At 71.9% G+C, this 14,066-nt stretch carries 12 protein-coding genes; 5 read left to right on the plus strand and 7 right to left on the minus strand.

Annotation, left to right across the window (positions count from 1 at the left end):
- Positions 1–159: 159 nt before the first annotated feature.
- Positions 160–1,563, plus strand: a complete 1,404-nt coding sequence (gene ligM, locus BMZ92_RS19650) for a vanillate/3-O-methylgallate O-demethylase (RefSeq protein WP_091509635.1) — start codon at positions 160–162, stop codon at positions 1,561–1,563.
- 345 nt (positions 1,564–1,908) lie between these two features.
- On the opposite strand, the gene BMZ92_RS19655 is transcribed toward ligM, so the two are convergent.
- Entirely contained in the window at positions 1,909–2,829 is a 921-nt protein-coding gene (locus BMZ92_RS19655) for a LysR family transcriptional regulator (protein ID WP_091509637.1), read from the minus strand.
- Between the two features lie 128 nt (positions 2,830–2,957).
- On the opposite strand from BMZ92_RS19655, the gene BMZ92_RS19660 reads away from it, so the two are divergent.
- Entirely contained in the window at positions 2,958–3,791 is an 834-nt protein-coding gene (locus BMZ92_RS19660; RefSeq protein ID WP_091509639.1) for an SDR family oxidoreductase, read from the plus strand.
- Positions 3,792–4,040: 249 nt separating this feature from the next.
- Here the strand turns inward: BMZ92_RS19660 and BMZ92_RS19665 are convergent, their stop codons facing one another.
- Genes BMZ92_RS19665 through BMZ92_RS19685 form a run of 5 tightly spaced genes read right to left on the minus strand, consistent with a single transcriptional unit; the run spans position 4,041 to position 9,882 of the window.
- Positions 4,041–5,048, minus strand: a complete 1,008-nt coding sequence (locus tag BMZ92_RS19665; protein WP_091509642.1) for an amidohydrolase family protein — start codon at positions 5,046–5,048, stop codon at positions 4,041–4,043.
- 9 nt (positions 5,049–5,057) lie between these two features.
- Complete coding sequence (locus BMZ92_RS19670; protein ID WP_091509643.1) at positions 5,058–6,155, minus strand: zinc-dependent alcohol dehydrogenase; 1,098 nt, start codon at positions 6,153–6,155, stop codon at positions 5,058–5,060.
- 16 nt (positions 6,156–6,171) lie between these two features.
- Entirely contained in the window at positions 6,172–7,461 is a 1,290-nt protein-coding gene (locus BMZ92_RS19675) for a phenylacetate--CoA ligase family protein (protein WP_091509646.1), read from the minus strand.
- Between the two features lie 11 nt (positions 7,462–7,472).
- Positions 7,473–8,429, minus strand: coding sequence for an LLM class F420-dependent oxidoreductase (locus BMZ92_RS19680; protein ID WP_091509649.1), 957 nt, complete (start codon positions 8,427–8,429; stop codon positions 7,473–7,475).
- The gene (locus BMZ92_RS19685; protein WP_091509651.1) at positions 8,416–9,882 is read right to left on the minus strand and encodes an aldehyde dehydrogenase family protein; all 1,467 of its coding nucleotides are present in this window, start codon (positions 9,880–9,882) and stop codon (positions 8,416–8,418) included. Before BMZ92_RS19685 ends, BMZ92_RS19680 begins: the two co-directional genes overlap by 14 nt.
- Positions 9,883–10,056: 174 nt before the next feature.
- On the opposite strand from BMZ92_RS19685, the gene BMZ92_RS19690 reads away from it, so the two are divergent.
- From BMZ92_RS19690 to BMZ92_RS19700, 3 genes are read left to right on the plus strand one after another with little or no spacing between them, the layout of a single operon-like run.
- A complete protein-coding gene (locus BMZ92_RS19690; RefSeq protein ID WP_091509654.1) occupies positions 10,057–11,385 on the plus strand; it encodes an MFS transporter in 1,329 nt (442 codons plus the stop codon).
- A 10-nt stretch (positions 11,386–11,395) separates the two neighbouring features.
- Positions 11,396–11,947: a UGSC family (seleno)protein gene (locus BMZ92_RS19695; RefSeq protein ID WP_091509656.1), complete on the plus strand. Its 552-nt coding sequence runs from the start codon at positions 11,396–11,398 to the stop codon at positions 11,945–11,947.
- Positions 11,944–12,972, plus strand: coding sequence for a hypothetical protein (locus BMZ92_RS19700; protein ID WP_091509658.1), 1,029 nt, complete (start codon positions 11,944–11,946; stop codon positions 12,970–12,972). Before BMZ92_RS19695 ends, BMZ92_RS19700 begins: the two co-directional genes overlap by 4 nt.
- 51 nt (positions 12,973–13,023) lie before the next feature.
- On the opposite strand, the gene BMZ92_RS19705 is transcribed toward BMZ92_RS19700, so the two are convergent.
- Entirely contained in the window at positions 13,024–14,028 is a 1,005-nt protein-coding gene (locus tag BMZ92_RS19705) for a DUF11 domain-containing protein (RefSeq protein ID WP_091509661.1), read from the minus strand.
- Between the last annotated feature and the right edge of the window lie 38 nt (positions 14,029–14,066).

Raw genomic sequence — 14,066 nt, forward strand, 5'->3', positions numbered from 1 at the left:
GGCCGCGGCGGTACGGCGCGACGGCGAGGTGGTACCGCGACAAATGACCCGTGCGTCCTGGCCGGTGCGAGTATTGCATTCCCGCCATTCCTCGCTGCCGCTGCGCACCCGCCATGCGTAGCTTTCAACTCAGTAGATCCGAACGAGAACGGGTAGCAGATGAACGCGAAAAACCTGCAGCAAGTGCTGGACCAGGCGGGCAACACGGTGGAACTGCTGCGCAACTCGCAGCTGGGGGCCTACATCTACCCCGTGGTCCCCGCCGAGTTCACGAACTGGCGCCGCGAGACGATCGCGTGGCGGGAGACCGCGGTGCTGTTCGACCAGTCGCACCACATGGTCAACCTGTTCGTCTCCGGGCCGGACGCGCTGAAGCTGTTCACCGACACCGGCATCAACAGCACGGCGAAGTTCCCCGTCAACACGGCGAAGCAGTTCGTCCCGGTCTCCCCCGAGGGCGGGGTGATCGGCGACGGCATCCTCTTCCGGCTCGAGGAGGAGGAGTTCGTGTTCGTCGGCCGCGCGCCGGTCGCCAACTGGCTGTCCTTCAAGGGGGCCAAGGGCTACAACCTGGACATCCGGCTCGACCAGCGGTCGCCTTCCCGCCCGTACGGCCTGCCGGTCAAGCGCGACCTGTGGCGCTTCCAGATCCAGGGCCCGAAGGCGTGGGACGTCATCGAGAAGGTCAACGGCGGCCCGGTGGAGCAGGTGAAGTTCTTCCGCATGGGCTACATGAACATCGCGGGTGAGCGCGTGCGCACGCTGCGCCACGGCATGGCGGGCGCGCCGGGTCTGGAGATCTGGGGCCCGTACGAGAGCTACTTCAAGATCCGTGACGCGATCCTCGAAGCGGGCCAGGAGTTCGGCATCGAGCCGTGTGGCTCGCGGGCGTACTCCTGCAACACCCTGGAGTCGGGCTGGATCCCGTCGCCCCTGCCCGCCGTGTACACGAGCGAGGAGCTGCGTCCGTACCGTGAGTGGCTCGGTGCGGACAGCTACGAGGCGACCAACGCGCTGGCGGGTTCGTTCGTGTCGGACCGGATCGAGGACTACTACCTCAATCCGTGGGAGCTGGGCTACGGCGGGTTCGTCAAGTTCGACCACGACTTCATCGGCCGTGACGCGCTGGAGGCGCTGGACAAGGACAGCCAGCGCCGCAAGGTGACGCTGGCGTGGAACTCCGAGGACGTCGCGAAGCTGCTGTCGACGCTCGTCGAGCCGGGCGGCCCGAAGTACCAGTTCTTCGACCTGCCCAACGCCAACTACGGTTCGTCGAACTTCGACTCGGTGCTCGACGCGGACGGCAACACCATCGGCCTGTCGCTGTTCACCGGCTACAGCGCCAACGAGCGCCAGGTGCTGTCGCTCGCGACGGTCAAGCCGGACGTGCCGCTGGGCGCCGAGGTCACCGTCGTGTGGGGCGAGCCGGACGGCGGCAGCAAGAAGACGACGGTGCAGCCGCACGAGCAGCTCCGCGTGCGGGCCGTCGTCAGCCCGGCGCCGTACTCGAAGATCGCGCGCGAGGACTACCAGCCCGGGTGGCGCACCGCCGTCACGGTCTGAGGTCCGTTCGCCGCCGGGTGGCGGGGTTTCGGCCCCGCTGCCCGGCTTTTTGCCGGGGCGCCTCGCGTCGCCCGGGTGGCGGGTTCGGCTCGGTGAGGGTGAGCGGTGGCCCGGCTTCCCGCCACCGGCGCGGATCTTCCGGCCCGCGCGGCGCAACACGGCGGCCTCGACGGGGCCGGGTATCGGTACCCGCCGCAGCCAGCCCGGCTGACCCACCCCGGCCACCCGGCTTCCCGCCACCGGCGCGGATTCCCCCGCCCGCGGCGCTGTCGCGGCAGGCCGCGACAGCGCCGGGTTTTCGCTGCCACGACAGCCAACCTGGCCCGAGCCCGCCACCGAAGCTGATCAACCACGCTTCTCCCCACGGGCGTGGATCTCCTCCCCCGCGCGCCGCAGCGCGGTGACCACCGCGGCGGCCTCCGCGGCAGGTTCGGCTGCCGTCACCGCGAGCGTGACCCGGTCCTGCCAGCTCGGGTCCTCGACGGCCACCGTGACCACACCCGCCGGAATGGACAGTGCGGCGACCTCGGGCACGAGGCACAGCCCCAGTCCCGCCGCGACGAGCCCCAGCCGCGCCGGCCAGCCGCGTACGACGTGCCCGATCACCGGGTCGCTCAGGGTGGGCCACGCGCGGAACTGCGGATCGCCGTTCGCGCCCTCTCCCGCTATCCACGTCTCCCCCGCCAGTTCCGCCACTTCGACGGTGCCCGCGCCGACGAGGCGGTGGCCCGCGGGCACGGCCACGCGCAGGCCCCCGGCGAACACCACCTCCTGCCTGAGCCCGCTCAGGTCGTAGTCCGGCAGGCCCGCGCCGACCCCGATGACGGCCACCCCCAGCCGCCGCGCACGCAGCTGCCGCAACAGCGTGGGCGTCGAGCCCTCGGCCAGTGCCACCTCCAGCCGGGGGTGGTCCGCCCGCAGCCGGGCGAGCGCCAGCGGGACCAGCACCGCGGTCGCCGACGGGAAGGCGCCCAGCTTGATCCGCCCGGCCAGCCGGTCGTCCAGGCTCGCCAGGTCCTGCCGCAGCGCGTCCAGCCCGGCCAGCACCCGGCCCGCGTGCTCCACCACCACCTCGCCCGCCGGGCTGAGCCGCACCCCACGGCCCTCGCGGACGAACAGCGGCGCCCCGGCGGCCGCCTCCATCGCCGCCACCTGGCGCGAGATCGCGGGCTGCGAATAGCCCAGCAACCGCGCCGCGGCGGTGAACGACCCGGTCAGCGCGATCTCCCGCACGACCCGCAGGCCCGCGATCGTCAGTTCACTCACGGGTCCGATCCTACCCATGCGCCATGCGTATGGCTCCGATCCGGAACTCTCATCGCCCGTATGGATTTTTCGTTGCCGCGCACGGGTTTTCGCTAACGAAGGCACCAACGACAACGAGGAGAGAAGACATGTCGAGGACCTGGTTCGTGACCGGCGCCTCCCGGGGCCTGGGCCGTGAACTCGTCGAGCAGGTGCTGGCCCGCGGTGACCGGGTGGCGGCCACCCTCCGCCGCCCGGAGCAGCTGGACGACCTCGCCGCCCGCTACGGCGACCGGCTGTGGGTGCGGGCGCTGGACGTCACCGACACGCGGCAGCTGCGGGCGGTGGTCGACGAGGCGTTCGCCGCGCACGAGCGGATCGACGTCGTCGTGTCCAACGCGGGTTACGGGGTGTTCGCCGTCGCCGAGGACCTGACCGATCAGCAGATCGACCAGATGATCGCCACCAACCTGACCGGCTCGATCCAGCTCGCCCGCGCGGTCGTGCCGCACCTGCGGGCGCAGGGCGGCGGGCTGCTGATGCAGATGTCGAGCATGGGCGGGCACCTCGCGTTCCCGGCATTCTCGCTCTACCACGTCACCAAGTGGGGCATCGAGGGGTTCTTCGAGGCACTGGCCGAGGAGGTGGCGCCGTTCGGCATCCGCACGACGCTCATCGAGCCCGGCATGGTGCGCACGACCTTCTACGACGCCGCCACGCGCGTGCCGGTCAGCGAGCCCTACCGCGGCGGCCCCGGGGACACGGCGCCGATCCCGCTGGAGGAGATGACCGACAGCGAGGAGAACACGATCGCGGGGGTGATCCGGGCCGCCGAGTCCGCGGACCCGCCCCGGCGGCTGGTGCTGGGCTCGGACGCGTGGGAGCTGGTCACCGGCGCACTGCGGCGGCGGCTCGCCGAGATCGAACCCCAGCGGGACAACGCCGCCACCGCCGACGCCGAGGACGTGCGAGCCGCCAGCTGACCGCGCCGGTGCTGGGGAAGGCGTTGCAGCGCCCCGCGCCGCCTCCGGTCAGCTGGCCGGAAGCGCCACGCCGAGGCAGGGAAACGCCTTGCGCAGTCCCGCCAGACGCGCCGCTCCCGTCAGCTGACCGGAGGGGCCATGCCGGGGCAGGGGAAGGCGCTGCGCAATCCCGCGCCGACCTTCGGCAGCTGGCCGGAAGCACCACGCCAGGGCAGGGAAGCAGGCTGCGCAACCCCGCGCCGCCTCCGGTCAGCTCACCGGCGGCTCCATGCCGAGGAACCGGAAGGCGTTCCCCCACAACACATCCGCCAGCGCGTCCTCCGGCAGGCCCGCCATCCGCAGCGTCCGCCCCGCCGGGTCCTCCCGGGGCATGGCCGGGAAGTCCGAGCCGACGAGCAACCGGTCGGCACCCAGCAGGTCCACCAGGTACCGCACGGCGCGGACGTCGAACACCATGGAGTCGTAGTAGAACCGGCGCGCGTACTCCAGTGGCGAGGGGCCGTCGTCGTGCTGGAGCGCGCGCTCCGGCACCGGCGGCTCCTCGTTCCACGTGCCGCTCCAGAAGTACTGCGCCCTCGGCACCATGAGCCCGAACCCGCCCGCCGCGTGGCTGAACGACACCCGCAGGTCCGGGCACTTCGCCGCCGTGCCGCCGGTGATCAGCGACGCGGCGGCGAGCGCGCCCTCCAACCCCACGACGTACGTTCCCATCGTGGACGCGGGCAGCCGGTCGCTCAGGCTCGGCATCGCGTGCACGAACACCGACAGTCCCAGCCGTTCCGCCTCCGCGAAGAACGGCAGGAACCGTTCGTCCCCGATGGACACCCCGAGCACGTTCGACGCGATCTCCACACCCCGCAACCCGGCGTCCCGCACGGCGGTCAGCTCCGCCGTCGCCACGTCCGGGTCCTGCAGCGGCACCATGCCCAGCCCCGCGAACCGCGACGGGTCGGTCGCGCACAGCGTGGCCGTGAACTCGTTGACGTGCCGTGCCAGCGCGAGCCCGTCCGCGACAGGCAGGTCGTAGCGCAGCAGGGGCGGCATCGGGCTGAGCACCTCGAAGTCCACCCCGGAGGCCGCCATCTCGTCGATCCGCCGTTCGGCGTCGAAGAACGCGTCACGGGCCTTGAACTTCAGGCTGCCGAACAACAACATCCGCGCGGTCTCGCCGTCGACGGGTTCCATGCGGGGAAAACACGCGGGCGCGTCCGCCGGGTAGTCGCGCGGCAGCAGGTGGGCGTGGGCGTCGGCGAGCACGGGGGCCTCCTAGGAGTTCGGGTGGACGGAGACGTGCACGGCCTGCTCGCCGGGCACCTCGCCGGCGAGGGTCTCGATCGCGAGCGCGGTGTCGTCGAGACCGAAGGTGTGGGTGTGCATCTTCTCGAGCGGGAACCGGCCGGATTCGAGGATCGCGATCGCCTGCTCGTTGGCGGTCGCGTCGACCCCGAAGGCGCCGAAGACCTGCAGCGCGCGGTTGATGATCAGGTCCGTCCTCAGTGGGATCTCCTTGCCGCCCTTGAGGCCCGCGAGCACGACGCGGCCGCCGTGCCGGGTGGCGAGCAGGGCGTCGGTGACCGGAGCGGCGGCCATCGGGGTGAGTTCGAGCGTCACGTCGGCCATCGCACCGCCGGTGAGGTCGGCGACCTTCTCGACGGTGTTCTCCGAGTCGGCGAAGATCGTGTGGTCGGCGCCGAACTCGCGCGCCAGGTCCAGCTTGTGCTTGTCGGACTCCAGCCCGGTCACGATGACCGTCCCGGCCCCGGCGGCGCGCGCGGCGATCACCGACGCGATCCCCCGCTGCCCGGAGCCGAGCACGAGCACGGTGTCGCCGAGCCGGATCCCGCCCAGCTGCGCCGCCCAGCGCACCCCGGCGCCGAGCGGGTTGAACATCGCCGCGACCTCGACCGGCACGCTCCGGTCGATCTTGTGCAGCACGCTGCCCGGCGAGATGTACAGGTACTCCGCGAGCCCGCCCCACAGCGTCGGTTCGACGTCGATGCCGGTCACGCCGTGCCCGTACTTGCGGTTGGGGCAGGACTGGTAACGCCCGGTGAGGCACTGCTGGCACGCGCGGCACGGCACGATCACCTCCAGCGCCACGCGGTCGCCGGGCTGGACACCCCAGCGCTCGGCCGCCCGCTCCCCCAGCTCCTCGACGATGCCGAGCGGCTCGTGGCCGGGGATGAACGGGCCGCGCGCGCTGTAACCCATGTGCCCCTTGTAGGTTTCGACGTCGCTGCCGCAGATGCCGTTGGCCTCCACACGCAGCAGCCCGTCGTCGGGACCGATCTTCGGGCGGGGGAACTCGCGGATCTCGATGGCGCGGGGGCCGGTCTGCACGGCGGCGCGCACGGTGTCTGCCATGGCTTCCTCCCAGGTGTCAGCCGGCGAGCCGGACGAGGCGGGACTTCATCTCGGACCGTTCGAGCGTGCCGGGCGGCACCAGCGTCACCTCGGCGCGGACCGACAGCCGCGAGCGGATCAGCCCCTCCAGCTCCTGCCGCAGCTGGTCGCGGTCGCCGGGGGCCTCGCCCCACTCGGCCTCGACGCGCAGCGGCGGCTCCACCCGCGGCCCGGTGCCCGGCACGACGATCTGCACCGCCCCGGTGGTGCGCGGGTGCTGGGTCTGCACCAGGTCGCGCACCGCGGAGGGGAACACGTTGACGCCCAGCACGATCAGCATGTCGTCGGTGCGCCCGACGCAGCGGATCAGCGGGGCGCCGTCCTCGGCGCGGCCGGTGATCACGACGCGGTCGTGCGTGCGGAAACGCACCAGCGGGCAGCACTCCCGGTCCACGGAGGTGTAGACCAGCTCGCCGGTGGCGCCGGGCTCGGCCTCGACGGGCTCGCCGCTGTCCGGGTCGATCAGCTCCACCACCACGTGCCGTCCGCCCGTGAAGCGCATGCCGCCGCTGCCGGGAGCCTCGCCGAACAACACAGGCGCCATGTCGGCGTTGCCGAGCCCTTCGGTGACCGGCGCGCCCCACTCGCGTTCCACGTACTCGCGGAACGCGGGTTCGCCGCCGCCCGGCTCGCCGCCCACGAACACCTTGCGCAGCCCGAACTCCCGCGGATCGCGGCCGAGCCCGCGCACGTACTCGGCGAGGTAGCGCACGTAGGACGGCGTCGAGTGCAGCGCCGTGACACCGAGGGTGTCCATGGCCTGCACGACCTTTTCGGACGCCCCGGTGCCGATCGGGACGAACGTGGAGCCGATGCTCTCCAGCGCGTCGCGGATCGGCAGTCCGCCGACGAACAGGGTCAGCCCGGCGCCGTGCACCACGATGTCCTCACGTGTCGCGCCCATCGTGCGGAAGGCCCGCGCCACCATCTCGGTCCACGCTGCCGCGTCACGCCGCGTCACACCCACCCAGCTCGGTTTCCCGGTGGTACCGGTGGAGGCGTGCACGCGGACGACCTCGGTCAGGTCCACCCCGGCGTGCCGGCCGAGCGGGGGCGCCTCGGCCTGCGAGTCGCGCAGCATCTGCTTGGTGGTGAAGGGGAACTTCGCCAGATCATCGAGTGTGGACAGTGCCGAGGGCGTGACGCCGTGCTCGGCGAAGGAGTCCGCGTAGAACGGCGAGCGCGCGGGCAGCCCGTCGAGCTGCGTGCGCAGCGCCGCCGTGACGGCGTCTCGGTCCTCTGGTGCGACGAAGCCGGAATTGACCACAGGATCACCTTTCAGGGGCTCGCGGGTGCGACAGCCGCGTGGTGCGGCACGACCTCGGCACCGAGCAGCGCGATGTGCTCCAGGTCGGAGATGTCGTAGATGTGCAGGTAGACGGTGTCGGCCCCGGCCTCGCGCAGCGCGCCGATCCGGTCGGACACCTCGGCGGGCGTGCCGATCGCGGCGTTGGTGCGCATGAACTCGGACCCGATGATCGCGGCCCGCCGCTCGATCTCCGCGGGCGTCGTGCCACACGCGACCGGCAGCACCGCCGACCGCCTGGCCTCTTCCGGGTCACGCCCGATCGCCTCGCAGGCGCGGGCGAAGATCGCGAAGCGTTCCCGCAGGTCCCCGCCGAGCGCGCCGTTGAACTCGTCGGCGAAGCGCGCGGCGATGGCTGGTGTCCTTTTAGGACCGGATCCGCCGATGATGACGGGTGGGTGCGGCCGCTGCACGGGGCGGGGTGGTGCACCGTTCTCGTCGATCGAGAAGTGCTTGCCCTCGAAGGAAAAGGTCCCGCCCTCCGGGGTGCGCCACAAACCGGTGACGATGGCCAGCACCTCTTCGAACCGGTCGAACCGCTCCCCCGTGCCCGGGAACGGGATGCCGAACGCCGCGTGCTCGCGCTCGTACCAGCCGGTGCCCAGGCCCAGTTCGACGCGGCCGCCGCTCATCTGGTCCACCGACGCCACGATGGTGGCCAGCAGCCCTGGCGCGCGGAACGTCGCGGCGCCGACCAGCGCGCCCAGCCGCACGCGGCGGGTGTCGCGGGCGAGCCCGCCGAGCGTGGTCCAGCAGTCGGTGGGCCGGTAGGTGCGGTCGTCCGGGTCGACGCCGAGCAGGTGGTCCGAGCGGAAGAACGCCTCGAACCCGGCGTCCTCGACGGCCAGCGCGAGTGCCAGTATCTCGTCGTAGGTGGCGCCGTGGCGGGGCTCCATGAGCACCCGCAGCCGGAAGTCAGTTCGTGCCACGCAACGACACCGCCTTCACCTGGGTGTAGTTGAGCACGGCGTCGGCACCCATCGTGCGGCCGAACCCGCTGCGCTTGTAACCGCCGAACGGCGCGCCGATCAACCCCGCGCCGAGCGCGGCGTTCACCGCGACCTGACCGGCCTGCAACGCCTTCGACAGCCGCACCGCGCGCCCGACGTCCCGCGTCCACACGGACGCGACGAGCCCGTAGTCCGTGCCGTTGGCGACGTCGATCGCCTCGCCCTCACCGTCCACCGGGATCACCGACAGCACCGGGCCGAAGATCTCCTCCTGCGCGATGCGCATACCGGGGTCGACGCGGTCGAACAACGTGGCCTCGACGAAGAACCCGCGCGCGTAGTCCTCCCCCTCGGGCACCCCGCCGCCGACGACCAGCTCGGCGCCCTCTTCCTGGCCCAGCCGCACGTAGTTCAGCACGCGGTCGTGCTGCTTGGCGTTGATGAGCGGGCCCATCTGCACCTGCTCGTGCCACGGCCCGACGCGCACCTGGCTCAGCCGCTCGGCGAGCCGCTGCACGACCTCGCCGTGCACCGACCGCTCCACCACGACACGGGAACCGGCGGCGCAGATCTGCCCGGTGTTGAGCGTGATCCCGTTGACGATGGCGGGGACCGCGGCGTCGAGATCGGCGTCGGCGAAGATCACCTGCGGGGACTTGCCGCCCAGTTCCAGGTGCAGCGGCGTAAGGTTCTTCGCGCACGCCGCCATCACGAGCGAACCCGTCTCGGGCGAGCCGGTGAAGCTCATCCGGCGGATGCCGCGGTGCGCGGGGATCGCCGCGCCCGCCTCGTGCCCGTAACCGGTGACGACGTTGATCACGCCGGGCGGGATGCCCGCTTCGAGCGCCAGCCGCGCGAGCGCGAGCGGCGTGAGCGGGGCGTCCTCGGCGGGCTTGATGACGATGGTGTTGCCCGCGGCGATCGCGGCACCGACGTCGCTGACGAACATCGGCCCCGGCGCGTTCCACGGGATGACGCTGCCGACCACGCCGTACGGTTCGCGCAGGGTCAGGCCCAGCACGTCCGGCGTGAAGCCCGGCAGGGACAGGCCCTGCACCTTGTCGGCCTGGCCCGCGATGAACGTGAGGATGCGCCCGTACGGCGGCGGTCCCCAGCTCGGCCGTCCGACCTCACGGGACTCGAGCCGGTCCAGTTCGGTCTCGTGCTCGCCGATCTTCTGCACCCACCGCATGATGAGCGCGGCGCGGGCGCTCGGGTTCGTGTCCCGCCAGGCGGGGAAGGCGGCGGTGGCCGCCCGCACGGCCGCGTCGACGTCCTCGGCGCCGCCGCGGGGCACCCTGGCGAGCACCTCCCGCGTCGCCGGGTCGAGCACGTCGATGGTCTCGCCGCTGTGCGCCGGCACCCAGTCCGCTCCGATGAGCTGGGCGTTGTCGACGAGCAGGGGCCCCGGATCAGGCAGGAGTGTCGTCATGGGAAGAACTATGCCGAGCTGGTCCGACACGGGGCGAGATGCCTTTCACGACGCGGAAAACCGTCGGCGGACGCGACATCCGTCCCACGCCGCGCCCGCCTCCTGACGGACGACGTGGCGCGCCGTCACCCCTTTACTTCGAGATAACCTTTTCACGAGTTCGGAGGACGGTTCATGACCGGCTCACCGCCCAGCAGGGCGTCGATCCTGCTCGCCAGTTGCGTCGGCACGTCGATCGAGTGGTACGACTACTACATCTTCGGCAGCGCGTCGGCACTCGTCTTCGGGTCGCTGTTCTACCCGTCGTTCTCCCCCGTCGCCGGCACGCTCGCCGCGTTCGGCACGTTCGCGGTCGGGTTCATCGCCCGCCCGCTCGGCGGCGCGGTGATCGGGCACTTCGGCGACCGGATCGGCCGCAAGTCGATGCTGGTGCTCACGCTCATGCTCGCCGGGCTGTCGACGTTCCTCATCGGCCTGCTGCCCACCTACGCCACGATCGGCGTGGCCGCGCCGCTGCTGCTCGTCCTGTTGCGGCTGCTGCAGGGTTTCGGCGTCGGCGGCGAATGGGGCGGCGCGGTGCTGGTGGCGACGGAACACGCGTCACCCCGGCAGCGCGCGGTGTACGGCAGTTTCGCGCAGTTCGGCGTGCCGATCGGCGTGCTGACCTCGAACCTGGTGTTCCTGCTGGCGTCCCAGCTGCCCCCGGCGAGTTTCCAGTCGTGGGGCTGGCGGATCCCGTTCCTGCTCAGCGTCGTGCTGCTCGGGGTCGGCATGCTGGTGCGGCGGAAGCTCGACGAGAGCCCGGACTTCCGGCGCGTCAAGGAGAACAACCGGGTCAGCAAGCTGCCCTTCGGGACGCTGCTGCGGGAACAGCCCGGCACGCTCGTGCTCGCGAGCATCGCCGCGATCGCGCCGCCCGCCGTCGGCTACACGGTGATGGTCTACATGCTCAACTACGGCACCGCGGTCGCCGGTTTCGCCCGCACCACCCTGCTGACGCTGTTGCTGCTGTCGGCGGTGCTGTGGATCGTGATGATCTACTTCGCCGCGTTGTGGGCCGACCGGTGGGGCAGCAAGCGGGTGTACGTCGTCGGCGCGCTGACCGCGGTCGCGTGGGCCTTCCCGCTGTTCGCGCTGATCAACACCCGGAACCTCTTCGCCGCGGCGGTCGCGTTCTTCGTCGCCGCGGTCGTGCAGGCGATCATGGCGGGGGCACAGGGCGCGTTGTTCACGGAGCTGTTCTCCACGCGCCTGCGGTTCACCGGCGCGTCGGTCGCCTACCAGCTCGGCGGGCTGGTGGGCGGCGCGGTCGGGCCGCTGGTGTCGACCGCGTTGTTCGGCGCCTTCCACTCCTCCGTCCCGCTCGCGCTGTACCTGGCGCTGATCTGCGCGGCGAGCCTCGGCGCGGCGCTGCTGCTGCGGCCGGTTTCCCTTCCGGGGCGCGAAAAGGCCGTCGCGGAGGTGGAACTGCCCGGCCTAGCGTCGGAGCGGGAACCGACGTGAGGAGCCGCCCATGTTCGAGGCGATGATCGATCCGACCGGCCGTCCCGGAGCGGGCGCCGCACGCGGTGCGCTCGCGCCGCGCCCGGCGTCGCTCGCGGGGCTGACCGTGGGCCTGCTGGCCAACACGAAGAAGAACGCCGAGACCTTCCTCGACGAGGTGGGCGCGCTGCTCACCGAGGAGCACGGCGTGGCGAACCTGGTGCGCCGCAAGAAGCTCAACATCGCCGAGGCGGCGCCGGAGGAGATCCGCAAGGAGCTGGTCGAGGCGTGTGACGTCGTGGTCGTCGGCGTCGGGGACTGCGGTTCGTGCAGCGCCTCGGCGATCGCCGACGGGCTGCTGCTGGAGGCCGGCGGCGTACCCGCGGTGGTCATCTGCAGCGAGGCGTTCGTCGCGACCGCCGACGCGATGGCGGACCTCAAGGGCGCCAAGGGGTACACCTACGCCCGCACCCCGCACCCGGTCGCGCCGCTGGAGCGCGACGAGGTGCGGGAACGCGCGGTGCGCATCCTGCCCGACCTGCTCGGCGTGCTGACGACCTCCGGCGCGACGGCCGCGGCATGACCGACGTCGAGCGGCTGGACTACACGCGGCTCGCCCTCGAACACGCCTACGAGCAGGGCTGGACGGACGGGCTGCCGGTGGTACCCGTGACCGGGGGGATGGTCGAGGAGTTCCTGGCGACCACCCCGCGGCCGCGGGACGAGGTGGTCGCGTCCGTGCCGCACCTGGAGCGCGAGTGCACGGTCGAGCAGGCCGCGGTGAACGCGGCGCTCGCCGGGTGCCGCGCGGAGTACTTCCCGGTCGTGCTCGCCGCGTGGGACGCGCTGATGAACCAGCGCGTCGTCACCGGCGGCGGCTGGCAGAGCACGAGCGGCCCGGCGCCGCTGATCGTCGTGAACGGGCCGATCAGGCACGAGCTGGGCATCAACTCCGCCGGCGGCGTGCTGGGCCCGGGTTTCCGCGCCAACGCGACGATCGCGCGGTCGATCGGGCTGGTGGTGCGCAACGTCTTCGGGATCCGGCCGCACGAGCTGGAGCAGGCGACGCAGGGCCTGCCGGGCCGGTGGACGCTGTGCGTCGGCGAGAACGAGGAAGAAAGCCCGTGGGAGCCGCTGTCGGTGGAGCACGGCCTCGAACCGGGCACGAACGCGGTGTCGGCGCTGCTGCTGCGCACGTGCGAGTTCGTGGACAACCGGCACACCAAGGACCCGGAGGAGGTCCTCTGGGACTTCTGCGACACGGTGTGGCGCACGGGTGCGGCGATCGGACGGTTCTCCTCCGCGGGGCTGATCCTGAGCCCGGAGCACGCGCAGCTGTTCGCCGACGGCGGGTTCGCCAAGCGGGACGTGCAACAGTGGCTGTACGACCACGCCGTCCGCACCCACGCCGATCTGGAGCGGGCAGGCAAGGCCCTGGACGAGCGGGACGCGCCCGGCGTCGACGAGTACGGGCTGCACATGACGCCGAGCCCGGAGCAGATCCCGATCATCGTGGCGGGCGCGCGCAACGCCGCCATGTCGATGGTCGTGCGGCCCTTCGGTTTCGGTGGCTGGTCGCGGACCTCGCATCCCGTGCAGCGGGTCTAGGCCTGTCCGCCGGGCTGGGCAGGGGAAACCCGCCCAGCCCGGCGGCTCCCGTCAGTTCCGGACCGGGCGCGTCCGGCGTCGCAGCAGCCAGCCGCCGCCCGCGAGGCCCAGCGCACCGGCGGCGACACCGGCCGACACCATCGGGACCCGCGTGACCATGGTCGACACGCTGGACGAGTTGTTGCCCGGGTTCGGGTCGTCCTCGTTGCCGGCCACCGAGGCCGAGTTGGTGAAGATCTTCGGCGAGTTCTGGTCCACCACGGCGGTGAACGTGTACGCGTGACCCGCGCCGACGGCCAGCGGACCACCCGTGCAGGTGATCGTGTCAGTGGCGATCGTGCAGCCCGGGGGCGGCACCGCCTGCGTCAGCTCCCGCGGAAGCCGGTCGGTGAGGACGAAGCCCGTCGAGTCGGCCGGGCCGTTGTTCATGACCAGCAGCGTGTACTCGATCCGGTCACCCGCGTTCGCCGAATCGGGGCCGGACTTCACGACCGAGAGGTCCGCCTGGGGACCGGCCGGCTCGCCGACCGAGACCTGCATGAACGAGATACCCCGCGCCTGGTCCGGGTTGTTCAGCGCGGCCCACGTCAGCGACGTCGTCGGGGCGGTCGTCACGAGGACGGTCTCGTCCTCGGTTCCGGAGCCGTCCGGGCCGGTGTGGCACAGCGTCGAAGTGGCGGGATCCCAGGTGTGCGCGGGCGCCAGGCTCTCGACCGCCACCCCGCCGTCGGGGAACTGCACGCATTCGTAGCCGGGCGACTCGGGCGGCGAACCGTTGAGGTTGGTGATACCGAACCGGACGCTCACCGGCTCGCTGAACGACCAGGTCTGGGGGCCGTCGGCGGGGTAGGTCAGGTACACGCCCGACCCACCCCACCGCCCCTGGTCCACCGACGCCGTGACACCGTTGGCGAGCGTCGCCGACGCCGGCCCCTGGCCGATGGTCTGCAACGGCACGTCGGCGGTGACCTGCGCGGCGCCGGCGCTCAGCGCGCCGGCGGCCACGGCTCCCGTCACCATCCCGGCACCCAGAAGTCCCAACAGGGGTCTTCGCATCGCTTTTCCTTCCCGTGAGGTTCATGGAACGGCACACG

The organism is Amycolatopsis sacchari (assembly GCF_900114035.1).
Classification (GTDB): domain Bacteria; phylum Actinomycetota; class Actinomycetes; order Mycobacteriales; family Pseudonocardiaceae; genus Amycolatopsis_E; species Amycolatopsis_E sacchari.